Genomic DNA, 22,971 nt, shown 5'->3' on the forward strand with positions numbered 1-22,971 from the left:
GAAACCCATAGAAAAACATGGGCTTCCTTTGCCGCTCGGTCCACTGCTCGGCCTAAGCGCAGGCTCTCCTTGCGGCGCGAGCGCTTTTCAATCCATCAGGCGAGGCAGATTTGCCGCCAGCATATTGATGGCGAGGCGCACCTTCGGCAGCATCACCGGCGATCTCGGCCAGACGGCATAGGCTTCGAAGATGGTGGACGGCATATCGGTCAGAACCCGCACGAGTTCACCTGACAGGACCCTGTCCCGCACCAGCCAGCAGGTCAGCCAGGCAAGCCCCCGGCCTTCGACGGCGGCGTCTGCTATCGAGGCGAGATCGTCGAGCCGTAGCCGCGATTTCGGCAGAACTTCGCGCGGGGGACCGACCGCCGCCGGGAAGATCCAGGCCCTGTCGTTGTCGCCCCTGCGATAGACGATACCCTGATGGTGGGTCAGCTCGTCGAGCGTTTGCGGCACGCCGTATTTTTCCAGATAGGCAGGCGAGGCGCAGACCGTCATGGACTGCCGGGCGATCGCCCGCGCCATCAGGTCGGGATTATCCTTCAGCGGGCCGTTGCGGACGGCAAGATCGAAGCCGCCCTCCAGGAGGTCGACGACGCGATCGCTGAAGGAGAAGTCGAGTTCGAGATCCGGGTGATCGTCGAGCAGGCGGGTCAGGATCGGGGCGGCGCAATGGCGTCCGAACAGCACCGGCATCGATACCCGCAGCCTGCCGCGGACCTCGCGCCTGCCAGATTCGAGCTGGGCCTCACCGATCCGGATTTCCTCGATGGCTCTCAGGCAGCGCTCATAGAAGAACCGGCCTTCGTCAGTCAGGCTTTGGGTCCGGGTCGTGCGGTTGAAGAGCCGGACGCCGAGCCGCTGTTCGAGCCTTGCGATCGTCTTGCTGACTGCCGAACGGGTAAGATGGAGCCGTTCGGCAGCGGCTGAGAAGCCGCCCGCCTCTGCCGTCTGGACGAAAATCGAAATCCCCTTTAGCTGCTCCATATTTGTTTCCATAAGGGCACCATTCTGTCGATTTATTATCACAACAGCGGACGAATTTTCAACGATATACCTGCTGCTCCTCAATGGAGACGGAGCAGAAAGATGCAGACGACAAGGCAGTGGCAGACCGAGGCAATCGGACCGGAAGCCGATCTGAGGATTGGTGAAGCCCGAATCCCCGAGGTGTCAGGCACGATGGTCCGGGTGCGGACGCAGGCGGTTTCTCTCAATTTCCGCGACAGGCTGGTGCTGGAGAGCGGCATGGGGCTGCCGCTACAGTTTCCCTTCGTGCCGGCCTCGGACATGGCGGGTGTGGTCGAGGCCGTCGGGCCGGAGGTCACGCGCTTCAAACCCGGCGACCGGGTGATCTCCACCTTTTCCCCGGACTGGATCGAGGGCCGGGGGCCGGGCACGGCCCGCACTCCGCACTACCGGACACGGGGCGGCTTCTATCCGGGCGTGCTGTCTGAACATACCGTGCTTTCCGAGCAGTGGTTCACGCTTGCGCCTGCAACGCTCGATGCCGCCGAAGCAAGCACGTTGCCCTGCGCCGGCCTGACCGCCTGGTTCGCCCTCATTGAATGCGGCAGGCTCAAGGCCGGCGACAAGGTGTTGGTGCAGGGAACCGGCGGCGTCGCGCTCTTCGGCCTGCAGATTGCCAAGGCGCATGGCGCCGAGGTCTTCATTACGTCAGGCAGCACCGAAAAGCTCGAGCGTGCGTCCGCCCTCGGCGCCGATCATCTGATCAACCGGCACGACGGCGACTGGGTGGAGCAACTCTATCACTTGACCGGTGATTACGGCGCCGATCACGTGTTGGAAATCGTCGGCGGGCCGCATCTCGGCCAGGCGCTGAAGGCCGTGGCGGTCAACGGCCGCATCTCGGTGATCGGCGTGTTCGAGGGGTTCGACGTCTCGGGGGCTGCGGCACCCTTGCTTCTGAAGGCGCCCACCGTACAGGGAATTTCGGTCGGTCACCGCCGGGCGCTGGAAGATCTGGTGTGCGCCGTCGACCGGACCGGGCTGAAGCCTGTTATCGACAAGCGCTATGCCTTCGAGGAACTGCCGCAGGCGTTCGATCACCTCTATCGCGGCCCGTTCGGCAAGGTCGTCATCGAGTTTTGAAACACGCGCTCCCCTCGCGTCGTGGAGGGGAGCTTGCAGCTATTCGGCAGCGACGGCCTCGCTTTCGAAGGCGAAATCTTCATCGGCCCAGCCGGTCATGCCGCCGATCATGAGCTTCGCCCTCAGGCCGAGCTTGGCGAGGCGGAGAGCGGCCTTATCTGCGCCGTTGCAGTGGGGGCCGGCGCAATAGACGACGAACAGCGTGTCCCTTGCCCATTCCGACATGCGGTGCGCGGTCATCTTGCCGTGCGGCAGGTTGATCGCACCCGGCACGTGGGATTGCGCAAACAGGGCCGGCGAGCGCACGTCGAGGAGAACGAAATCGACCTTGGCGCCGGCAAAGGCGGCATGGACATCCGAGCAATCGGTTTCGAAAGCGAGCTTGGCGGCATAGTGGGCGGCGGCGAGATCGGGCTCGGCGGCTGGTATTTCGGCGACGGGGCTTGGCATCTGTCTTTCCTTTCCGTGTTGGAATTGCAGTTTGGTATCGCCGATGGTAGAGCTTTGCGAAATTGGCCATCATGACTGACAGCGTAAAGATCATGCCAAACACGTCGCCGCATCAGACGAAAGGGCCGCTGGTCGCAGCCCTTGCCTATGACGGGCTTTGCACCTTCGAATTCGGCATCGCCTACGAGATCTTCGGCCTGCCGCGTCCGGAGATGGGCGATAGCTGGTATCGCTTCTCCGTCTGCGGCATCGAGCCGGGGCCGCTGCGCGCCGCCGGCGGGTTGACGGTTGCCGTCGACAAGGGACTGGAGGTGCTTGAGGCGGCGGACCTGATCGTCGTGCCGGGCTGGCGGGCGATCGATGCGCCGGTGCCCGCGCCGCTCGCCGCAGCACTTAGAGCAGCCCATCAGCGCGGCGCGCGCATCATGTCGCTGTGCTCCGGCGTTGCGGTTCTGGCCGGATCAGGGCTGCTTGCCAATCGCAGGGCGACCACGCATTGGCGCTACGTCGCCTCGATCGCCGAGCGCTATCCCGACATCACCCTTGACGCCGATGTTCTCTACATGGACGAGGGCAGCCTGCTGACCGCGGCGGGCAGTGCGGCCGGCATCGATCTCTGCCTGCATGTGGTGCGCGGCGATTTCGGCCCGGATGCCGCCAACAGCGTGGCGCGACGGCTCGTCGTTCCACCGCACCGCGAGGGCGGGCAGGCGCAGTTCATCGCGGCTCCCGTGCCGGAAGAGCGCGAGGGCATCCGTCTCGGGCCGCTGATTGAATGGATGCGGGAAAGCCTATCCAAGGAGCAGCCGATCAATCTGCTCGCCAAAAGAGCGGGCATGAGCATGCGCACCTTTCAACGCCGCTTCGAAGCCGCAACGGGTGAGAGTGTCGGCGAGTGGCTGCTGAAGGAGCGGCTGCGCCATGCGCGCGATCTCCTGGAGAAGGAGCTTGCGGTGTCGCTCGACGACATCGCGATATCAAGCGGCTTCGGCACGCTGGCGACCATGCGGCATCATTTTCGTCGGAGGCTGGGAACGAGCCCGAGCGCCTATCGGAAATCATTCTGCGGTTAGCGCGCCTCATGCTTGCAATTACGTCTGACTTCGCCTAAACGGGCGCTCTCTATTGTTCTGGAAAGGGAGCGCCACGATGACGAATATCTCCGCACGCCCCGAGAGGGTTTCGGCTTAAGTCGGCCAAGAGGCTGATGATGCCGGTTGAACATCGCCGTTTCGGGTGATGAAGACCACTCATATCCAGAGTTCATTATCATGGGCAATTCTATCGGGAGCGGAAGCTCCCCGATGACGTCGGCGTCGGATCTGGCGGTCATCAATCGTTTCTTTTCCAGTTCTGCCTGGATCGAAGGCGCCGCCTTGGACCAGCTCGCCGAGATGTCGCGACTGCCGGGTGTTTCGGAAATCGCCGCCTTTCCGGATTTGCATCCCGGCAAATATGGCGCAACCGGCGTGGCCCTGTTGTCGTCCCGGCTGCACCCGCTGCTGATCGGCAACGATATCGGCTGCGGCATGTCGCTCTTCGGCCTCGATCTGCCGCTGCGCAAGCTGAAGATCGACAAGGCGGCGGAGCGGCTTCGCCGGTTCGAAGCACAGGCAATCGGCGAGGGGCGCGGGTGGTTGGCCGAAACCGGACTGCCGGCCGATCTGGCGCCCGATGCCTTGGGCACGATCGGCGGCGGCAACCATTTCTGCGAGTTGCAGGCGGTGGAAGATATCGTCGAGGGCGGACAGGCTGCCGGTCTCGACGATCAGGGCCTTTACCTGCTCGTCCATTCCGGCTCACGCTCCCTTGGCGCCGCCGTCTTCTCGGAGACGGTGACTGCTCATTCGGGGCTCGCAGCCGGTCTCGATCCGGGTTCGGAGGCGGGCGCCGCCTGGCTTGCGAGCCATGACCGCTGCGTTGCCTGGGCATCGCTGAACCGGCGGTTGATCGCAGTGCGGGCCGCTGCAGCACTTCGCGCCGATCTGGGCCTGATCGCCGACATACCGCACAATCTCGTTCGTCGCTCAGATCGCGGGTTTGTGCATTACAAGGGCGCTGCGGCCGTCGCACCGGGCGAACTCGCGCCGGTTGCGGGATCGCGGGCGAGCCTCAGCCATGTGGTTGTCGCGAGCGCCGATATCGGCCGTTCGCTCGGCGGCATCTCTCATGGGGCCGGCCGCAAATATGACCGCGCCACCATGCATGGGCGTGTCGGCCGCAACCGGTCCGAACGCGAACAGCTGCTGCGCAATTCCTGGGGCGGGATCGCGATCTGCGACGATCGCGCCCTCGTCATCGAAGAAGCGGCGTCGGCCTACAAGGATGCCGGGCAGGTGGTGGGTGATCTCGAACAGGCAGGGCTGGTCGTTGGTCTTGCGAGCCTGCGGCCGCTGGTCACCTTCAAGAAGGCGGTCGACGAGGCGGAGGTGGAACAGCGTCGGCGAAAGCCTGAATATCGCAGGCAAGGAGGGCGCAGCCATGAGCGCTATTGATCTTCTCGTGACGTCGGGCAACGGCCCGGTGGAATGCCGCATGGCGCTCTCCGCACTTCTCGCCATCCTCGAGCGTGAGGCGATCGGGCTTGGCTGCACCTTCGAGAAGAGCCTCGGCCCGATGCCGGATCGGCACGGTGCAAAGTCGGCGATCGTCAGCCTCGATGGCCTCGAGGCGGAACGGATCGCCGGCGGCTATTGCGGCACGATCAGGTTCACCTTCAAGAGCCCGGTGCGTCCCGGTCACAAACGGCAGAACTGGTATGTTGCGGTTCAGCGTATCGAGGCGGGGCCGGAAGGCGGCGAGGTGACGATCGATCCGGCCGACCTGCGTTTCGAGACGCTGAGAGCCGGCGGACCGGGCGGGCAGCATCAGAATACGACCGACAGCGCCGTGCGTGTTCTGCACCGGCCGACCGGTCTGGTGGTGACGGCGCGCGACGAGCGCTCGCAGCATCGCAACAAGGCCCTGGCGCTTCGGCGTCTTGAAGCGATGTTGCGTCAAGTCGAGGCTGAAAAGCAGGAGGCGGCCAAATCCGGACGCTTCATCGCCAACCGCACCATCGAGCGAGGCAACGAGGTCAAGGCTTTCAAGCTGTGATCCGGCATATCGGTACGACCGCAACAAGAAACGGCGCCCTTCGATGAAGGGGCGCCGCTCCTTTCAGTTACGGTCTCTGAAAATAGTGATCCCGTTCGATGCCGTCATAGCGGCCGGATTGCAGGCAGCAGTTCTTGAAACCGCCTCCGGGAACCGCAGGGGCAGGGATCGGCGCGGCCGAGTTTTTCGATCAGTTCGACGTCGCCATGAACGATCTGCGAACCGGTCTTGACCCGGGCTTCGGACGGGAAGGATTTACGCCGTTTCGACGTGACCTCAAAAGCTGAAGTCGGTGAGGTGTTTGCGAGCCATGGCTGCCTCCTCTTCGTTGACACGCTGCGTCGTGCAGCATGCTCGTCATAGGTCTATGGCCGGTTCAGCGCAATGTCGCGGATCGAACTTTGCCGCCGCGTTGCAAAGCCGTCACTCGCCCGTCCCGGCGGGGCGCTGACAGGACTGTCTCGCAGCCTCACCTGGACATTATGCGAAAGCCTCCTCCGGAGCGGAGCGGTTTCGAGGAACCCCGCCCTTCCAGAACCGTTAGGGGTTTCCAGTAGGGACTGTTCACAATGTCGGGCGCAATCAGCGCGCTTTCATCGACGTCTTTGGACGTGAAGTACCCTCGTTCACGACCGGCGCGCCGATTGCTTCATCCGCGGTCTCCGGGCCGGATCGGTTGAAGGGCAGGCCCGGGATCGGCTGATATGGATCTCGGCAAATGCTGCTGGTCGCGACCGCCGGCACTCGAGGAGGGAAGCCTTCCAAAGGAGGTATCATGTTCAAGAAGTACGCCTATGCCTGGATCACCGTCGCCTTCTTTCTATTTTCGCTCGTCGGCCATTGGATGTTCGGTTGGTTCGCCTTTGTCGGCGAGCAGCGGAGCCACGGGCAAGCGCCTGATATCAATGCCTATCTCATGGAAATGAGCAGAGACACCTTTGAAAACTGGCAGTCCGAATTCCTGCAATTGCTCTGGCAGGTCGTTGGTCTTGCCTATTTTCTTTATATCGGCTCTCCGTCTTCAAAGGAAAACGATGACCGCACGGAAGCAAAACTCGATGCTCTCATCCGGCTAAATGCCGGAGAGAAGGGTGAAGTGATCATCGCCGAGATCGATAAGCACTTCATGAGAACCGGAGGGCATGCGGGACCGTACGAGCATGAGTTGGAGATGCGCAGGGGGCCTCACAGGACCGGCGGCGCCACTTGAGCCAATCTCAGGCAGGCGACCGCGCTTTGCGCGACAGCTCCAGCGATCCGAAGCACGCCGCGGGCGATATTCGCCGCGGCGTTGCTATTCGTCACTCCGCCGCCTGGCGGGCCATCGGGTTGTTTGGATGTGTCGTCCAGTTGGCATAGTTCGGATCGACCACGCGGCCGGTGCGTTTGTCGAGGCTGCCGGCGGGGAGCTGCTCCATGGTGATGCAGTTCTCGACCGGGCAGACGCTGACGCAGAGATTGCAGCCGACGCATTCCTCGTCGATCACCTCGAAGTGGCGCAAGCCATTGACGACGTTGGTGATCGCCTGATGCGAGGTGTCCTCGCAGGCGATGTGGCAGCGACCGCATTTGATGCAGGCGTCCTGGTCGATCTTCGCCTTGGCGACGTAGTTGAGGTTCAGATATTGCCAGTCGGTGACATTGGGCACGGCGCGGCCGGTGATGTCGTCGAGAGTGCGATGGCCCTTTTCGTCCATCCAGTCGGAGAGGCCCGAAATCATCTCGTCTACGATCTTGAAGCCGTAGGTCATCGCCGCGGTGCAGACCTGGACGTTGCCGGCGCCGAGAACGAGGAATTCGGCGGCGTCGCGCCAGGTGGTGATGCCGCCGATACCCGAGATCGGCAGGCCGTAGGTTTCCGGATCACGGGCGATTTCGGCCACCATGTTGAGGGCGATCGGCTTGACCGCCGGGCCGCAATAACCGCCATGGCTGCCCTTGCCGCCGACCGTCGGGTTGGGGGCAAAATTGTCGAGGTCGACGGAGACGATCGAATTGATCGTGTTGATCAGCGAGACGGCATCGGTGCCGCCGGCCTTGGCGGCGCGGGCGGGACGGCGAATATCGGTGATGTTGGGCGTCAGCTTGGTGATGACGGGCATGCGGGTGTACTGCTTGCACCAGCGCACGACCATTTCGATATATTCCGGCACCTGGCCGACGGCCGATCCCATGCCGCGTTCCGACATGCCGTGCGGACAGCCGAAATTGAGTTCGATACCGTCGGCGCCGGTCTCTTCGACCAGCGGCAGGATCGACTTCCAGGCCTGCTCCTCGCAGGGCACCATGATCGAGGCGATCAGCGCCCGGTCCGGCCAGTTCATCTTGACCTGCTTCATCTCCCGCAGGTTGGTATAGAGGTCGCGATCGGTGATGAGCTCGATATTGTTCAGTCCGAGCAGCCGGCGGTCGGCGCCCCAGATCGCGCCGTAGCGCGGGCCGTTGACGTTGACGACGGGTGGGCCTTCCTCGCCGAGCGTCTTCCAGACCACGCCGCCCCAGCCGGCCTTGAAGGCGCGCTCGACGTTATAGGCCTTGTCGGTCGGCGGCGCGGAGGCCAGCCAGAACGGGTTCGGGGATTTGATGCCGACGAAATTATTGCGGAGATCAGCCATTGTTCATTCTCCCCTTCAAGCAACCGCGACAGCCGGAGCGGCTGCTGCGGAGAGGGCGCGATGGATGGATTCAGCCGCGTCGCGGCCGTGCGCGACGGCGGAAACCGTAAGATCCTCGCCGCCGAAGACGCAGTCGCCGCCGGCCCAGACGCCGTCGAGGGAGGTGCGGCCCTCGACGTCGACCGCGATGCGACCGGATTCCATGCGAAGCGAGCCGAGGCCGGAGGCGTCAAAGGTCTGGCCGATCGCCTTGAAGATCTGGTCGGCGGCAATCACGCCGGTTTCGCCGGTGCCGACGAGGCGGCCTTCGACGAGCTTGGTGTATTCCACTTCGATGGCGGCGACCTTGCCGTCCTGCGCCAGGATCGACTTCGGCGCCAGCCAATGGCGGATGATGACGCCTTTGGAGCTTGCCAGATCCTGCTCGTATTCCGAGGCGTTCATATGCTCCTTGCCGCGGCGGTAACAGATCGTCACCTCTTCGGCGCCGAGCAGCTTTGCCTGCACGGCAGCGTCGATCGCCGTCATGCCGCCGCCGAGAACGACGACGCGGCGGCCGATGGCGATATCGCTCTTGTCGTCAGCCTGACGCAGTGCGGCGATGAAATCGACGGCATCGTCGACACCGGCAAGGTTTTCGCCCTCGATGCGCAAGGCATTGACGCCGGCAAGGCCGATGCCAAGGAAGACGGCATCATATTGCGCCTGCAGATCGGCAAGCGAAAAATCGCGGCCGAGAAGGGCGCCGTGGCGGACTTCGATGCCGCCGATCGAGATGATGTAATCGACTTCCTGCTGGGCGAAGTCGTCGACTGTCTTATAGGTGGCGATGCCGTATTCGTTGAGGCCGCCGGATTTTTCCCTGGCATCGTAGATGGTGACGGAGTGGCCTTTCACCGCCAGGCGGTGCGCAGCGGCCAGTCCTGCCGGGCCGGCGCCGACGACGGCGATCTTCTTTCCTGATGCTTCGGCCCTGACATAGAACTGTTTGCCGGCCTGCATGGCGGTATCGGTCGCGTAACGCTGCAGGCGGCCGATCTCGACAGGCCGTTCTTCCGCCGTGTTGCGCACACAGGCCTGTTCGCAGAGCTCTTCGGTGGGACAGACGCGGGCGCACATGCCGCCGAGGATATTCTGATCGAAGATCGTCTTTGCCGAGCCGATCGGATTGCCGGTCGAAATCTGCCGGATGAAGAGCGGAATGTCGATCGAGGTGGGACAGGCCGTCATGCACGGCGCGTCATAACAGAAATAACAGCGGTCGGCGGCGACCAGCGCCTCGTGATTGTCGAGGCGTGGATGCAGATCGGAAAAATTAGCCTCATACTCGGCGGGCGATAGCCGGCCGGAATGAATCCCAGTTTCCAGTCGTTCCATTGAAGTTCCCTCATTATTGGTAAACGGCCTGTGAGGGAAAGCGTAACTCAGGTTTAAAAATTTATCAAACGGTAAAATTTTGACGGTTCGCTCTCTTCCGTGCCCGCGCAAGCTGCTGTTTTCAAACGAGAAATTTCCCAGCCTTAGGCCTGCGAAATATTTGCGCGTTCGGCCCAGAAGGGGAGTCCGAAAAAAGGAGTCAAAAAAGTGGAATTTATTTACGATCGCAGGGAACCAAATTTGGACGTCGTCGTTATTGCGATATCCGGATGGTGATCGCATCGACCCAACATGCGCGCCCCCAACCCACTATCCGGACGTACTCACGGTCCCCTCCCGGTGAGTGAAGACAGCCGGTGCGCCGCCCTCGCACCGGCTGTTTTTCTGTTTTCGCTCGTCTTATTTTCCCACTTCAGATGCGCTTGAAGATCTCGAATTCGGTCTCCGGAATGGTCAGCCGATATTCGATGCGGCCGGGCACAAGGTTCAGTTCCGCCTTGCCGTTGACCGACGAGGGCACGACACGCTCCAGCACGGTGCGGCCGAAGCTGTTGTCACTGAATTCGTGGACTTCCGACTGATCCTGCAGCACTTCCGCCCAGGCGATCTCGATCGCCCTCCTGTCGCCGATCGCAGCTTCCCGGCAGTTGAGCGTGATGGAGGCAGCGCCGCCGGCAATGGCGCCATAGGAGGCGGAGTTGACGATGAGTTCGTGGAGAGCAAGTCCAAGATGCACCGCGGCATTCGGCGTCAGATGCGCATTGATGCCGTAGATCGGCATGGAGCCTGATGTTTCCGGCCAGTAGGGGGCGAACTGTTTTTCGGCGAGTTCGAAGAGATAGGCGCCGCGCCAGCTCGAATCCGTGATCAGGTCCTGGGAATTGGAAAGCGACTGCAGCCGCCCGCGGAACTTCAGGAGGAAACTGTCGAGCGAGAGCGTGTTGCGCGCCGTCTGCGTGGCAATGCCCTGGATGATGGCGAGAAGGTTCTTCGAGCGGTGCGAGAGTTCGCGCAGCAGCGATTTCAGTACTTTTTCACGATGCCGGCTTTCGGTGACCTCCGTCATGACGGACAGAAGCCCATGCGTGCCGCGTTCACCGGTGCGCTGGATTTTCAGTTCATAGGTGCGCATTTCGCCGTCGACGTCGATCTCGACCTCGGCATTGTTGGGGATTCCGGTCTCCAGCACCTTATGTTTCAGCGCTGTCAGATACTGCCCATGGATATCACCGAAAAGGCCGGCATCAGTGCCGCCGGGCATGAAGCGCGCCGCGAAATACGGCGGCAGATTTTCGGCGTAGAAAATCGAAAGCCGGGCATCCTGGCAGAGTATTGAAATACCGGCGCTGCCGAGCGCCCGTTCCATCATTGCGGCTTTGCCTTCGAAGGTGAAAGGCGTGCCCGACAATGGTTCAGTCGTATTCACTCGGCCGCCTTTCCTTGTGACGTATTGAACGTCGCTGAAGGGAACGCCCTCCAGAAACCGCCTGCCAACTCTAGAACGAAGCGCTGCAAAAACCGTTAAGGCCTTCGGTGCGTCCCGGCAGCACCGGAACGCCTGTTTCGACGGTTTGGTTCCGAAGGTCGGAAAATTGCGTCTCAGGCGGCTACCTTGGTCGATTCATTGAAGAAAAGCGCCTGGCTGATCAGTGCCTTGACCATGTCGGGGTTGAAAGGTTTGGTGACGAGGAAAGTCGGTTCGGGGCGCTCGCCGGTCAGAAGCCGTTCCGGGAAAGCGGTGATGAAGATCACCGGCACGCTCGACGTCTTGAGAATGTCGTTGACGGCATCGATGCCGGAACTGCCGTCGGCAAGCTGGATGTCGGCGAGCACCATGCTTGGCTTCGTCTTGTTGTAGAGTGCGACGGCTTCGGCATGGGTGCGGGCGATGCCGGTGACGCGGTGGCCGAGGCTTTCGACCATCTGTTCGATATCCATGGCGATCAACGGCTCGTCCTCGATGATCATGATATCGGTTGCCACCTGGCGGGAAATCTCCTGCGAAGCCTTGTCGAGCAGTTGCATGACATCCTGTTCGTCGAGCTCGAGAATTTCTGCGATTTCAGCGACGCGGAAATTCTCCACGGAAGCGAGCAGAAAGGCCTGACGGGCGCCTGGCGAAACTTTGGACAGATTGAGGGTGGCGCGCTGTTCCCACGCATATGGCGAGGTCGGCTCTGGAATCTGGACTGCAGTGGAACCAAACAGTTGCGTAAACAGTTTGTAGAGGGCGACCCGGTCATTCGCCGTGTCCGGGAAAATTGACAGATCGGCGATGATGGCTTCAAGAACGGCGGCGACATAGGCGTCGCCCGAAGTTTGAGTGCCGGTCAGTGCGCGGGAATAGCGACGCAGATAAGGCAGGTGCGGCGCAATTCGAGTAGAAAGTGTCATATATGGCTCCTGTATACAGGCCGGCATTGGCTTCAATGACCGATTAACGTCATCTTGATAAAAAAGTTCCGGAACGGCAGGAACTTTTTTTGCCGCGCCGCATTATTCCAGCCGACATAGAAAGGGCGTAGCATTTTGACCCACGCAGCGGCAAACCTCGGCGACATCGATAATCGAAAGCCTCGGTCTCGCTGGTCGAAGTCGTGATGATGCCGTGCACGCTCCTAGAACAGACAACCGGCGAGAAGACGAATTGATGACCACACGCAAGAAAGAAGCAGCCGATCAGCGCAAGCTGGAGCTGCGGGCAAGCGATATCCTGGACCCGAACAATCAGATCGGCGTCAAATTGCGGTCGCTTTATGCGGCCGCACAGGGTGAAGCGATCCCGGATCGTTTTCTCGATCTTCTCGAAAAGCTCGACCATGCCGAGATGATGGCTTCCGCCAAGATGGCCGAATAGGATCGTCGCATGGAAGATAAAATGCAACCCAGCTTCAAGCGGGAACTGCTGGCGGCCCTGCCCAGTCTTCGCGCCTTTGCAATCTCGCTCATCGGCCGCCACGACCGTGCCGACGATCTCGTCCAGGATACGATCATGAAAGCCTGGGCTAAGCAGGATCATTTCGAGATGGGCACCAATATGAAGGCCTGGCTCTTCACGATCCTGCGCAACGAGCTCTACAGCCAGATGCGGAAAAGCGGCCGCGAGGTGCAGGACAGCGACGGCCTGTTCACCGAATCGATGGCGATGCATCCGTCGCAATATGGCGCGCTCGATCTGCAGGACTTCAAGAAGGCGCTCGACCAGTTGCCGCCGGACCAGCGCGAAGCGATCATTCTCGTCGGCGCCTCGGGCTTTTCCTACGAGGAGGCCGCCGAAATCTGCGGCTGCGCCGTCGGCACCATCAAGAGCCGCGTCAACCGCGCCCGCCAACGCCTGCAGGAATTGCTGCAGATCTCGGGCGAAGCCGATTTCGGCCCCGACGCCACCTCGGCGCCGCTGACCTCGAAGGCGTTTGCGTTCTGAGGAGGCCGGCTGCTGAGACACCGGTTTTTTGCATCGTATTAAGGGGTGATCGCTACCTCTCCCCGCCCTCATTCCTGTGACAGGCACAGGAATGAGGGTGGGTGAGGCGGGCGTCTGTGCCCATCGTCCACCGGTGTGTGGAGGAACACACGCTCTCCTTTTGACAAGCATTCGGAAATGAGGGAGCCAATCCTTCCCTCAATCTTCCCGCTTCGATCCCACCAGATTGGCCGCGACGATGGCCGTCAGCACGCCGGCGGTCAGCAGGGGCTGGGCGCGGACGAGGCCGAGCCCGACTGCCGCCAGTGATTCCAGCGCTGCGCGGCGCTCGCGGGCGCGGCGTTTGTCCTGGGCGTTGATGATCACCATCACCACCACCAGGATGACGGCGATCAGCAGTGCGCAAGCGGCCAGGAAGAGGGCGGCGCCGACCGGGCCGTAGATGCCGGCGAGCCAGATGGCGCCAGCGGTGACGGCCAGCGCATAGGCGGTGAGAATGAAGAGCAGGGCGAGCGCAAGGAAGATGCTGGTGCGCTTGGCGCGCGCGACGGTCCGGTGCACGCTTGCGCCCGTCAGTAGGCTGAGGATCGAGAGCATCGCGCTTCCTCAGCGCCGCGCGAGGAAGGCGATGGCCAGGCCGAAGGCGGCTGCGGCGCCGATCGTTGCCAGCGGATGTTTGCGCACGGTCTCGCGCATCTCGGTCGCGCCGCGCTCGTAGCCATGCTGCAGTTCGCGTAAGAGATCCTCGCTGCGGCTGAGCAGTTCCTCATAGCCGGCGCTTGCCTGGCTGCGCATCTTATCGCCCTGATGGCGCGAACTCTTGCCGACCAGGCGCGTCAGTTCGGCGAGCTCATCGCGCAGCGCCTCGATCTGTTCCTCGATGCCGGATTCGAAATTGTGGAAGGTGCCGTTGCGGCGGCTGCGGCCGGAGTGAAAGATGGAATAGGTCATGGCTGTCTCCATTGGCTGGGGCGCGCGCAAGCCCGCCTGTTCTGCACCGGGGTCACTACCGTTCGTTGCATAGAGGAGACCGCGCGGCATTGACCCAAATCACTGCCGACAACGTGCCGGGCGGTCAAAAGTTCCGCCGTACGCGGTGGTTAGCGCTGGGAAACGGCGCTGTGGGCGAGCACGAAGGGCGTGCCGTCGGCAGGCACCTGATTGATGCGCAGCGCGCAGCCGAATACCGAGAGCATGGTCTCATCGGTCAACACCTCATCGATGCCGCCGGCGGCGGCGAGGCGGCCGGATTTCATCAGCACGACGCGGTCGGCAAAGAGCGCCGTCAGGTTGAGGTCGTGCATGACGGCGATGACGCCGCCGCCGCGTCGGCAGAAATCGCGGGCGAGCGACATGATGGTCAGCTGATGGCTGATGTCGAGGCTGGAGACCGGCTCGTCGAGCAGCAGCCAGCGGGACTTGCCGTCGACAACGGGCTCGGCGATCTGGCAAAGCACGCGGGCAAGCTGCACACGCTGCTGCTCGCCGCCCGAGAGTTCCTGATAGAAACGGCCTTCGAAGCCGGAGAGGTCGACGGAGGCAAGTGCTGCGGCCGCCGTATCATCGGCCTGGTCGGGATTGAGGTTGAGGCCCGAGGTCAGGCCCATGCGGACGATCTCGCGCACGGTGAAGGGAAAGGAGATGGTGCTTGCCTGCGGCAGCACGCCGCGAATGGCGGCAAGCTGCCAGGGTTTCAGTCCTCGCACCTCGCCGCCGCCGATGCGCACCGAGCCATCATAAGCAAGCTCGCCGGAGATCGCTTTCATCGTCGTCGTCTTGCCGGAGCCGTTCGGCCCGGCAATCGCCGTCAGCTCGCCGGCCTTTGCGGTGAAGGCGACGTCGCTGATGATTAATTTGCCGGAAAGGCGCACGGAGAGGCCGGACACTTCGATCATCTGCACGTCACTCACAAGATCGCTCACAGGGCAAGGCGCGAACGCTGCTTCAGCAGGATCCACAGGAAGAAGGGACCACCGACCGCTGCGGTGATGATGCCGATCGGCAGTTCGGCAGGGGCGACCAGGGTGCGCGCCAGGACATCGGCGAAGATCAGCAGTGAGCCGCCGAGAAGGGCTGCGGCCGGCAGCAGAAAACGATGATCCGGGCCGATCGCCATTCGCAGGATATGCGGCACGACGATGCCGACGAAGCCGATGCCGCCGCTGACGGCGACGGAAGCGCCGGTCGCCGCCGCGACGCCGACGATCGCGACGTTCTTCAGCCGCTGCACCGGCACGCCCATGTGAAAGGCGGCGGCTTCGCCGAGCGTGATGGCGTTGAGGCCGCGGGCCATGAAGGGGAGGGCGGTGAAGGATAGAAGCACGATCGGGCCGGCGGCGGCGATCTTCGTCCATGTGGCGCCGGCAAGCGAGCCCATGCTCCAGAAGGTCAGATCGCGCAGCTGCTGGTCGTTGGCCATGTAAATCAGCAGGCCGGTGAGGGCGAGGGTGAGCGCGCCGAGCGCGATGCCGGCAAGCAGCATCGTCGCCACCGAGGTCTGGCCGTGACGGGTGGCGATCCTGTAGAGCAGCAGCGTCGTGACCAGACCACCGCCGAAGGCGGCCACCGGCAAAGCATAGATGCCGAAGAACGCCTGGAACGGTGCCGCCAGGCCGCTGCCGAGCACGATCATGGCGACCGCGCCGAGGCTTGCGCCGGAGGAGACGCCGACAAGGCCCGGATCGGCGAGCGGATTGCGGAACAGGCCCTGCATCACCGTGCCGGAGACGGCCAGCGAGGCGCCGATCAGAAAGCCGAGGATCGTGCGGGGAAGGCGGATATTGAAGATGATGATCCGGTCACGGGCGCTCAGCGCCGCCTCCGAGCCGGTCATGTTGCCGATGACGTCGAGGATCGAGGCATCCGAGGCGCCTGTCGTCACCGAAAACAGCATCGCGAAGGCGGAGCCGGCGACAAGCAGCGCGATCGCCAGCACGGCGAGCCGCGTTCTGTCGCCCGCCCGCCTGGTTTCGCCGATCTCTGCCATCGCAAAGCGTCGCCCTCGTTGCGTCATGGCTTGCGGCAGGGCCATGATCAGCCCCCGTAGATCGCCGCGTTGAGCTCGCGCGCGGCGGCGGCCGTGCGCGGGCCGAAGCCGAGCAGGTAGATGCCGTCCATCCGCACGATCGCCTTCTTCTCGCCGGCCGGCGTCAGCGCGATCGCCGGCTGGGCCAGCAGGTCCTCGTTTCTGGTGCCGGCGCCATCGCCGCGATTCATCATCAGGATGATGTCGGGCTTGGCTTCGATGATCGCCTCGTCCGTCAGCGGCTTATAACCGGGGAATGCGCCGACGGCATTGACGGCGCCGGCAAGCTGGATGATGCCGTCGGCCGCCGTGCCGGTGCCCGAGGCCATGATCCGGCCATTCTGGGCGCTGAGGATGAAGAGAACGCGCTTGCGCTCGGCCTCCGGGCGCTTTTCGGCGTCGGCGATCGCCGCGTCGAGATCGGCCGCGACCTTTCCTTCAAGCGCCTTCGCCTTGTCGGGCACGCCGAGCAGCGCGCCGACGCGATCGATCTTGGCGATGATGCCGTCGCGGGTGAACGGGCTCGGCACGGTCTCGAAGGGCACGCTGGCATTCTTCAGCACGGCCAGCGCCTCCTTCGGGCCCGAACCCTCGACGGCGATGATCGCCGTCGGGTTCATGGCGAGGATGCCTTCGGGCGAGAGCGCGCGCATATAACCGACATTGGGCAGTTTCAGCGCCGCTTCCGGATAGGTGCTCGTCGTGTCGCGGGCGATCAGCCGGCTTTCCTCGCCGAGCGCATAGACGATCTCGGTGATATCGCCGCCGACCGAAACCAGGCGCGACGTGTCGAGCTTGCTGTCCTCGGCGTGGACGGCGCGGACAAAGGCGATGCCTTTGACCGCCGGCGCCGATGGGATCAGCGGCAGTGCCATGACGGCCGCCGTCAGCGCCAGTTGCCAGGGGCGGATTCGGCGCAGATTGTTACGCATCGTCATGGTTGCGATCCTTATGCGGCGACACTTGCTGCCCGCGGCAGGTTTTCGATGATCTCGCGCCATTCGACGCGTTCGTCAGAGCCTTCCTTGCGCTTGCCGAAGAACTGGATGATCATCTCGCCGTCGGCATTGTAAGCCTCGAGCGAAGTGACGTGGCCGTCCTTGGTCGGCTTGCGCACGGCCCAGGTCTCGGCGATGTGGTCCTGGCGCAGATGCAGGTGGAAGGTCGGGTCCATGATATTGATCCACGGGCCCATGGTCTGCACGTTGACGATCGGGCCGGAATGGATCTGGACGATACCGTTATTGGCGACGAAACACATGATCGGCAGGCCTGATTTCACCGAGGCATGCATCATCTCCGCCGTCGCGCTGTTGTCGAGCTTCCAGGCATAGTCGTCGCCGACGCTGCGGATGGCCGCCTGGCGGCCGATCTTCAGGCGCTTCAGCATGCCGAAGAACTCATGCGTGTCGGTGAGCTTGCTCCAGTTGTCGCGCAGCTCGTCGCGGTCGACATCTGCGGCCTCATCGGCGGTATTGGAGATCTCCGCCTCGACGAATTCCTGCGACTGGTCTTCGAGTTTCAATTCGGCGACGATCGCGTGATAGGCCTCGACATTCGAATTCGGTCGCAGATGCACCTTGTGCACGGCGTTGCCCGCCTTGTCGAAATATTGCAGGCTGAGACGCTCCTGGTCCCCATCCTTTTTGGAGACGGCGAAGCCATGCTCCCAGCGGCTCGGGAAGATGCGCAGGTCGATGTTCTCGCCGAGCACGATTGCGCTCTGCATGCCCATCTTGATGTTTTCGAAGACGCCGATCTTCTCGTGCACGGCGCTTTCGTTGCGCGACAGCGCCATCACTTCGCCGAGGCCGGCGACGCGTTCCAGAAGCTTCAGCGCGCTGCCATCGATGCGGGTCACGCTGATGCCGGTTTCGGCGGCGACGAGGGCGGCCTCGGAAATCTTCAGCCGGGCGGCGATATCGCGCTCGCGCATCTTTGGATTTTCGGCGCGAAACGCACGGATTTCGGCCGGCGCCGGTCTTTTCTGTTCAGTCATGTCTTACCTACTTATTGGCCCTATTTATTAAGAATGAGCTTGCCCTGGCGGGTGATCTTCAGGCGGTAGACCAGCCCGTCGTGTCTGATCACGATCTCGTTCGTGCCGCGGAAAAGATCCGCGCTGTCGACGATCCGCTGTTGCGCCGCCGGCTCGCTGGGCAGCGGCGCATGCTTAAAGCTATCTGGCTTTTCAACCATCATGTCGGTTGGCAATTCCGTGAAGCCGGGGATCGGTGGTCCCCGGTGTGGTGACAATTAACTTGACTTTCTTACTCATAGTTTTTTAAAGACGCAATAGGAGACTAACGTAGTCAAGTTTTTGAGATTGCTGATTTGCGGCTGCCTGCTGGCGGCCGGCGACAATGGCGGAGAAGATTATGACGGGTAGGTTTGCGGCCGTTGCGGCCGGCTGGGTAATGGCGGTTGCGAGCGTATGCCAGGCACAGGAGACGGCGCCGGCAGCCTCTCTCAATGTCGAGCTCAACACGCTGGCGCCCTCGCAGAAGGGCTGCATGATGACCTTCGTCGCGCTCAACCAGCTGCCCGCCGCCATCAACAAGGTGTCCTTCGAACTCGCCTTCTTCAACGATAAGAATGCCGTCGACCGCATCACCGTGCTCGATTTTCGCGATCTGCCGCAGGGCAAGAAGCGCGTGCGCCAGTTCGACATGCCGAATGTCAAATGCGAGAGCGTGACCCGCATCCTGATCAACGACACGCCGGTCTGCGACGGGCCGGCTGCCGGCGAATGCATGAAGGGTATCGTCACCCGCTCGCAGATCTCCGTCCCCTTCGAGGGATAAGAAGACGCCGGGGATGATCCCCGGCGGGCATGTTTCAGGCTGTCCGAGGCATAGACAATGGCGATTTCAGCGAAAACCAGATCGAGACACGTGCTCATCGGGGAGGCGGACGCCGGCGGCAGCCTGAATGATAATACGCCCGGAATGCATCCCGGCCACGAGCTTCCCGAATTGCGCAACGCGCAGCGCCAGCCGGCCGGCGAAACGGTGATCCACTATACACGTTTCGCGCAGATATCCTCCTTTCCCGATCATCCGGAAGCCGCGCCGGCAACTCCCGTTTCCGCGCCGCCGATGGACGCGGCGGTGGAAAAACAGGATGACGAGAAGACACCGGTGCGACGGCGGGTGGCGCTGAGTTGCGTCGGTTCAGCCTTTTTCCATGCTGCGTTGGCCGCCACGCTGCTTATTGTGATGCCTGCGCCCTCGGATGAAACGCTGATGGAGGCGGGCGAGGCGATCAGCGTGGTCATGCTCGGCAGTTCCGACGCCGATCAGAGCGCAGCCGGCGACACTGAGGTGACCATTCAGGAAGAAGTGGTCCCAGAGGCTGTTGAGCCCGATACAGTTAAGCCAGTCGAGACAGCCGAGGTGCAGCCGGAGGTCGTTCAGCCGGAAACCGTGCAGCCCGCTGACGCAGAGCCGGTCGAAACCGTCCAGCCTGTGCAGGAGGTTACACGTCAATCAGCGGAGACGATTGCGGCTTCGGAACCTGAAGTCCTGGTATCCGAAACCCCTGCCGAAACTTCTGTCGTGCAGCCGATGTCGACGGTGGTGCCGGAGCAGCCGGTGATGTCTAGCGAACCCCCAACGGCAGCCGCAATGCAGTCCAAACCCGAAGAGATCAAGCCTGTCGAGGTGCCTCCCGTTTCTCCCGAGCCGGAGCCGCCGACTGAGGTGGTCACTCCGCAGCCGAAGCCGAAGTTGGAAAAGCCTGTAGAAAAGAAGACGGTGGAAAGAAAGCAGCCGCCGAAGAAAGCACAGGGTTCGGAGGGCGATGCCAAGCAGGAGTCGCGCCGGGGTGCTGCCGACGGACAGGCAGACGCCAATTCGAACGATAATTCGCGCACATCCGGTGGACGGAATGGAGCGGGCGGTGCGTTGGAAGCCAATTACAAAGGCAAGCTTGTCGCGCGGTTGTTCCGTTGTGTCGACCGGATGGAGTCTCGGTATCGTACGGCTCCGGCTACCTTGACCGTTCGCATCACCGTCAATCGCAGCGGCGATATCACCGCATCGAGTGTTGTCCGTGGCTCGGGGCTCCCCGAGGTTGATAGCGCGGCTCTTGCCAGGGTAGCCTCGTGCAACCTGCCGGCGATGCCAGACACGATCGCGGCATCCTCGCGTACCTACACCTTCCCCGTCGAGGTCACTCCGCGATAATATGATAAAAATAATCAACTTTATACTTTACTCTAAAAATCAAGTTTAATAAGGTCCGTTCGCACACGCAGGAATCGTGTGACGATCAACGAGCGAACGGGTGGTAAATGGCTCGCAAGGGCAAGAAGGGTTCGAACCGGGAGGTCCGCGACAGCGCGGGCGAGGACGCAAGTCAGGCATCCCCCGGACGATCCAAACTGGATGGCCGCAGTTTCCTCTATGTCGGCGGGCGCGACTGCCAGGTGGCGCATCTTCGCCAAATCTGCAGCAATTTCGGCGCTGAGCTCATTCATCACGACGGCGGCCTGCGCGAAGCGGTGTCCCGCATCGATACCGTGCTTCCCTCGGTCGACTGCGTCTTCTGCCCGATCGACTGTATCAGCCACGATGCCTGCCTTCGGGTGAAGACCGGCTGCAAGAAGTTCGGCAAGGCCTTCATCCCGCTGCGCAACGGCAGCAAGTCCAGCCTGGAGCGTGCGCTGCAGACGATGAACGAACGAGATAATTCCAGATGAACGACCAGCATCCCGACGGCTTCACCATGATCGGCCTGCACAAGCTCGCCGCGCAGAGCGGCGACGGCCTCGTCCCCGAACTCTACGAACTTTTTCAGCAGCATGCCGAACGCCAGCGGATCTATCAGAATGTGACGCTGTTCCCGACCTGGGAGGCGCGCATGCCTGGAGAAGCGACGACGAGAGCACTTGGCCCGGCGGCGGCAAACGGCAATAATATCCTCGCCTTTCCCGCGCTTGCGGCAAGGGCCGATAAGCGGAAGGCGTAGGGAGATTTCATGTATATCGCAATGAACCGCTTCAAGGTCGCAGCCGGCAGCGAGAGTGATTTCGAGACGGTCTGGCGCAATCGCGATTCCAGCCTGGCCGAGGTGCCCGGTTTCGTCGAATTCCGCCTATTGCGCGGCAAGGCCAACGAAGAGGAGGGCTATACGCTCTATTCCTCGCACACGGTCTGGAAGAGCGAAGCGGATTTTCAGAACTGGACGAAGTCCGAGAATTTTCGTGCCGCGCACCGAAATGCCGGCGACCGCAAGGCGATGTATAAGGGACCGCCGGTGTTTGAGGGCTTCAATGTGGTCGATGGGATATAGCCGCTGACAGTTAGCTTGGCGTCCGTAGCCCCCTCATCCGCCCTTCGGGCACCTTCTTCCCGCCCGGGTAGAAGGGGAGATCTACGCCCGAACCCGCAAGACCGCACCCGCCGCAACCGCCAGCCAGCCAAGCATCATCGCCCAGCCGCCGGTCGGGGCGGCATAGGGGAAGAGGCCGGAACCGGCAAAACGCAGCGAGACCAGGTCGCCCGCAAAGAGCAGCGTTCCCAAGATCATCAGAAAACCGGCCAGCCAGGCGGTTTTGAGCCTTGCGGTGCCGAAAGCCAATGCCAGCAGGGCAGGGGCGTGCGCCAGGCACATGGCGGATGCCGATGCGGCCAGGTTGGCTTGCCCGCCGCCATGGGCGGCAAGAGCGGCAAGCGCGACGCCGGCCACGCCGAACAGGCCGGCAAAGAGATAGAGCACCGGTTCCAGACGCGCATTCAGGCTCATGGCTGTTCCTTGTTCTGCATGTGGTAGGCAAGGCGCTCGACCGGCGCCCAGATGAGATCGCGCAGCGCTTGGCTTTCGATCGTCTCATCGAGGGCGCGGCGGAAGCAGAGCAGCCATTCGTCGCGCTCGACAGGGCCGATCTCGGCGACGAAATGGCGGCTGCGCAGGCGCGGATGGCCGCGTTTGTCGGTATAGAGCGGCGGGCCGCCGAGATAACCGCTCATATATTCGTAGAATTTCTCTTCGCTCTCCTGAAGGCTCGGCGGGTGCACGGCGCGCACGTTGCCTGCCTCCGGCAGCCTGTCCATCAACTCATAGAAACGGCGCGTCAGCGCCCTGACGGCGGGATCGCCGCCGATCGCTTGATATAGAGTGGTGACCTTCTCCGTCACGAAACCATCCCAAATGTCTTTCCCCGGCCCCTTCATGCACCGGGCGGAAAATCATCGCAACTGTCATCAGGCTGCCGCGGCATTTCGCGCATAATGCCGGCGCCGCAGGGGTTCCAACCGATTCTTCTTGACAAAACCGTCCGGACGGTATCTTTATATCGCATGTCGAACGCTCATCACCGCAAGAAACAACCGGCTCTCGTGCGCCAGCAATTGCTGGATGTCGCCGCGCGTCTTGCTGCGAGTGAAGGCATGGCCGCGGTCACGCTCGATGCGGTGTCGGCCGCCTCCAGCGTCAGCAAGGGCGGGCTGCTGCATCACTTCCCGACGAAGAATGCGTTGCTCGATGCCCTGTTCGAGAGCCTGCTTGAAACGTTCGACGCCGATATCGAGGAGCTGATGCGGGGTGATCCGCTGCCGCAGGGCCGTTTCACCCGCGCTTATGTCATGGCGGTATCCGGTCTCAAGGACCGTCCCGACGATTCCAGAAATTGGACGCAGGTGACGATCGCGCTGCTTGCCGAACCCCGGCTGCGTCTGCGCTGGCGCCAGTGGGTGCAGGCGCGGGCAGAGGAATATGTCGGCACCGACTCCTCGCTCGACGCCCAGATCGTGCGGTTTGCCGCCGACGGGCTTTGGTTCGCGGACACGCTGGAAAGCCACGATATCGACGGTGCCCAGAGGCGGGATCTCATCGCCCGCCTCGTGGAGCTGACCGGCAAGTAATCCGAA

At 62.5% G+C, this 22,971-nt stretch carries 28 protein-coding genes; 13 read left to right on the plus strand and 15 right to left on the minus strand.

Annotation, left to right across the window (positions count from 1 at the left end):
* Positions 1 to 87: 87 nt before the first annotated feature.
* Positions 88 to 987, minus strand: coding sequence for a LysR family transcriptional regulator (locus CO671_RS02530; RefSeq protein WP_097604193.1), 900 nt, complete (start codon positions 985 to 987; stop codon positions 88 to 90).
* 102 nt (positions 988 to 1,089) lie between these two features.
* Here CO671_RS02530 and CO671_RS02535 point away from each other — a divergent pair, with 102 nt between their 5' ends.
* Positions 1,090 to 2,112 carry an NAD(P)-dependent alcohol dehydrogenase gene (locus tag CO671_RS02535; protein ID WP_097604194.1) on the plus strand — a complete coding sequence of 341 codons (1,023 nt, stop codon included), beginning with the start codon at positions 1,090 to 1,092 and terminating at the stop codon, positions 2,110 to 2,112.
* Between the two features lie 39 nt (positions 2,113 to 2,151).
* Here CO671_RS02535 and CO671_RS02540 read toward each other — a convergent pair whose 3' ends face one another.
* Positions 2,152 to 2,562 carry a rhodanese-like domain-containing protein gene (locus CO671_RS02540; RefSeq protein WP_097604195.1) on the minus strand — a complete coding sequence of 137 codons (411 nt, stop codon included), beginning with the start codon at positions 2,560 to 2,562 and terminating at the stop codon, positions 2,152 to 2,154.
* 71 nt (positions 2,563 to 2,633) lie between these two features.
* Here CO671_RS02540 and ftrA point away from each other — a divergent pair, with 71 nt between their 5' ends.
* The 4 genes from ftrA to CO671_RS02565 all read left to right on the plus strand — a co-directional run bounded on the left by ftrA (position 2,634) and on the right by CO671_RS02565 (position 6,868).
* Positions 2,634 to 3,635, plus strand: coding sequence for a transcriptional regulator FtrA (gene ftrA / locus CO671_RS02545; protein ID WP_097604196.1), 1,002 nt, complete (start codon positions 2,634 to 2,636; stop codon positions 3,633 to 3,635).
* Positions 3,636 to 3,866: 231 nt separating this feature from the next.
* A complete protein-coding gene (locus tag CO671_RS02550) occupies positions 3,867 to 5,057 on the plus strand; it encodes an RNA ligase RtcB family protein (protein ID WP_245424939.1) in 1,191 nt (396 codons plus the stop codon).
* Positions 5,044 to 5,658 (plus strand): peptide chain release factor H, encoded by a 615-nt coding sequence (prfH, locus tag CO671_RS02555; protein WP_097604198.1) that lies wholly within the window; start codon positions 5,044 to 5,046, stop codon positions 5,656 to 5,658. The genes CO671_RS02550 and prfH overlap by 14 nt, the downstream gene beginning before the upstream one ends.
* Positions 5,659 to 6,433: 775 nt before the next feature.
* A complete protein-coding gene (locus CO671_RS02565; RefSeq protein ID WP_097604200.1) occupies positions 6,434 to 6,868 on the plus strand; it encodes a DUF6766 family protein in 435 nt (144 codons plus the stop codon).
* Positions 6,869 to 6,959: 91 nt separating this feature from the next.
* Here CO671_RS02565 and preA read toward each other — a convergent pair whose 3' ends face one another.
* The 4 genes from preA to CO671_RS02585 form a co-directional block, all read right to left on the minus strand.
* A complete protein-coding gene (preA, locus tag CO671_RS02570) occupies positions 6,960 to 8,273 on the minus strand; it encodes an NAD-dependent dihydropyrimidine dehydrogenase subunit PreA (protein ID WP_097604201.1) in 1,314 nt (437 codons plus the stop codon).
* Between the two features lie 15 nt (positions 8,274 to 8,288).
* A complete protein-coding gene (locus tag CO671_RS02575; RefSeq protein ID WP_097604202.1) occupies positions 8,289 to 9,650 on the minus strand; it encodes an NAD(P)-dependent oxidoreductase in 1,362 nt (453 codons plus the stop codon).
* A gap of 412 nt (positions 9,651 to 10,062) precedes the next feature.
* A complete protein-coding gene (locus tag CO671_RS02580) occupies positions 10,063 to 11,058 on the minus strand; it encodes a sensor histidine kinase (RefSeq protein WP_010030602.1) in 996 nt (331 codons plus the stop codon).
* A 191-nt stretch (positions 11,059 to 11,249) separates the two neighbouring features.
* Entirely contained in the window at positions 11,250 to 12,044 is a 795-nt protein-coding gene (locus CO671_RS02585) for a response regulator (protein WP_020922074.1), read from the minus strand.
* 256 nt (positions 12,045 to 12,300) lie between these two features.
* On the opposite strand from CO671_RS02585, the gene CO671_RS02590 reads away from it, so the two are divergent.
* Both CO671_RS02590 and CO671_RS02595 read left to right on the plus strand, forming a co-directional pair.
* A complete protein-coding gene (locus tag CO671_RS02590; RefSeq protein ID WP_012484947.1) occupies positions 12,301 to 12,507 on the plus strand; it encodes a NepR family anti-sigma factor in 207 nt (68 codons plus the stop codon).
* A gap of 9 nt (positions 12,508 to 12,516) precedes the next feature.
* Positions 12,517 to 13,074: an RNA polymerase sigma factor gene (locus CO671_RS02595; RefSeq protein WP_064684848.1), complete on the plus strand. Its 558-nt coding sequence runs from the start codon at positions 12,517 to 12,519 to the stop codon at positions 13,072 to 13,074.
* 198 nt (positions 13,075 to 13,272) lie between these two features.
* Here the strand turns inward: CO671_RS02595 and CO671_RS02600 are convergent, their stop codons facing one another.
* From CO671_RS02600 to CO671_RS02630, 7 genes are all read right to left on the minus strand, one after another.
* Positions 13,273 to 13,671: a hypothetical protein gene (locus tag CO671_RS02600; RefSeq protein WP_097604203.1), complete on the minus strand. Its 399-nt coding sequence runs from the start codon at positions 13,669 to 13,671 to the stop codon at positions 13,273 to 13,275.
* A 9-nt stretch (positions 13,672 to 13,680) separates the two neighbouring features.
* Positions 13,681 to 14,025 carry a DUF883 family protein gene (locus CO671_RS02605; RefSeq protein ID WP_097604204.1) on the minus strand — a complete coding sequence of 115 codons (345 nt, stop codon included), beginning with the start codon at positions 14,023 to 14,025 and terminating at the stop codon, positions 13,681 to 13,683.
* Between the two features lie 149 nt (positions 14,026 to 14,174).
* The gene (locus CO671_RS02610; RefSeq protein WP_097605048.1) at positions 14,175 to 14,969 is read right to left on the minus strand and encodes a heme ABC transporter ATP-binding protein; all 795 of its coding nucleotides are present in this window, start codon (positions 14,967 to 14,969) and stop codon (positions 14,175 to 14,177) included.
* A 23-nt stretch (positions 14,970 to 14,992) separates the two neighbouring features.
* A complete protein-coding gene (locus tag CO671_RS02615) occupies positions 14,993 to 16,105 on the minus strand; it encodes an iron ABC transporter permease (protein ID WP_097604205.1) in 1,113 nt (370 codons plus the stop codon).
* Positions 16,106 to 16,107: 2 nt separating this feature from the next.
* Positions 16,108 to 17,037 carry an ABC transporter substrate-binding protein gene (locus CO671_RS02620; protein ID WP_097604206.1) on the minus strand — a complete coding sequence of 310 codons (930 nt, stop codon included), beginning with the start codon at positions 17,035 to 17,037 and terminating at the stop codon, positions 16,108 to 16,110.
* A gap of 11 nt (positions 17,038 to 17,048) precedes the next feature.
* Positions 17,049 to 18,098 (minus strand): ChuX/HutX family heme-like substrate-binding protein, encoded by a 1,050-nt coding sequence (locus CO671_RS02625; protein WP_097604207.1) that lies wholly within the window; start codon positions 18,096 to 18,098, stop codon positions 17,049 to 17,051.
* Positions 18,099 to 18,118: 20 nt separating this feature from the next.
* Positions 18,119 to 18,301 carry a hemin uptake protein HemP gene (locus CO671_RS02630; protein ID WP_010023267.1) on the minus strand — a complete coding sequence of 61 codons (183 nt, stop codon included), beginning with the start codon at positions 18,299 to 18,301 and terminating at the stop codon, positions 18,119 to 18,121.
* Between the two features lie 176 nt (positions 18,302 to 18,477).
* Here CO671_RS02630 and CO671_RS02635 point away from each other — a divergent pair, with 176 nt between their 5' ends.
* The 5 genes from CO671_RS02635 (at position 18,478) to CO671_RS02655 (ending at position 21,394) form a co-directional block, all read left to right on the plus strand.
* Positions 18,478 to 18,903: a hypothetical protein gene (locus CO671_RS02635; protein WP_097604208.1), complete on the plus strand. Its 426-nt coding sequence runs from the start codon at positions 18,478 to 18,480 to the stop codon at positions 18,901 to 18,903.
* Between the two features lie 57 nt (positions 18,904 to 18,960).
* On the plus strand, positions 18,961 to 20,286 hold the full coding sequence (locus CO671_RS02640) for a TonB family protein (protein ID WP_097604209.1): 1,326 nt from the start codon (positions 18,961 to 18,963) through the stop codon (positions 20,284 to 20,286).
* Between the two features lie 107 nt (positions 20,287 to 20,393).
* On the plus strand, positions 20,394 to 20,801 hold the full coding sequence (locus CO671_RS02645; protein ID WP_039621588.1) for a DUF2325 domain-containing protein: 408 nt from the start codon (positions 20,394 to 20,396) through the stop codon (positions 20,799 to 20,801).
* Positions 20,798 to 21,070 (plus strand): hypothetical protein, encoded by a 273-nt coding sequence (locus CO671_RS02650; RefSeq protein WP_012484938.1) that lies wholly within the window; start codon positions 20,798 to 20,800, stop codon positions 21,068 to 21,070. The genes CO671_RS02645 and CO671_RS02650 overlap by 4 nt, the downstream gene beginning before the upstream one ends.
* 9 nt (positions 21,071 to 21,079) lie before the next feature.
* Positions 21,080 to 21,394 (plus strand): antibiotic biosynthesis monooxygenase, encoded by a 315-nt coding sequence (locus CO671_RS02655; protein ID WP_012484937.1) that lies wholly within the window; start codon positions 21,080 to 21,082, stop codon positions 21,392 to 21,394.
* 81 nt (positions 21,395 to 21,475) lie between these two features.
* Here the strand turns inward: CO671_RS02655 and CO671_RS02660 are convergent, their stop codons facing one another.
* Both CO671_RS02660 and CO671_RS02665 read right to left on the minus strand, forming a co-directional pair.
* Positions 21,476 to 21,847, minus strand: a complete 372-nt coding sequence (locus tag CO671_RS02660; RefSeq protein WP_097604210.1) for a DUF423 domain-containing protein — start codon at positions 21,845 to 21,847, stop codon at positions 21,476 to 21,478.
* Positions 21,844 to 22,239 (minus strand): group II truncated hemoglobin, encoded by a 396-nt coding sequence (locus CO671_RS02665; RefSeq protein WP_097604211.1) that lies wholly within the window; start codon positions 22,237 to 22,239, stop codon positions 21,844 to 21,846. The genes CO671_RS02660 and CO671_RS02665 overlap by 4 nt, the downstream gene beginning before the upstream one ends.
* 162 nt (positions 22,240 to 22,401) lie before the next feature.
* Here CO671_RS02665 and CO671_RS02670 point away from each other — a divergent pair, with 162 nt between their 5' ends.
* Positions 22,402 to 22,965 carry a TetR/AcrR family transcriptional regulator gene (locus CO671_RS02670; protein WP_097604212.1) on the plus strand — a complete coding sequence of 188 codons (564 nt, stop codon included), beginning with the start codon at positions 22,402 to 22,404 and terminating at the stop codon, positions 22,963 to 22,965.
* Positions 22,966 to 22,971 lie beyond the last annotated feature (6 nt).

Origin of the sequence: Rhizobium sp. M10 (assembly GCF_002531955.1) — a bacterium.
Lineage (GTDB): Bacteria > Pseudomonadota > Alphaproteobacteria > Rhizobiales > Rhizobiaceae > Rhizobium > Rhizobium etli_C.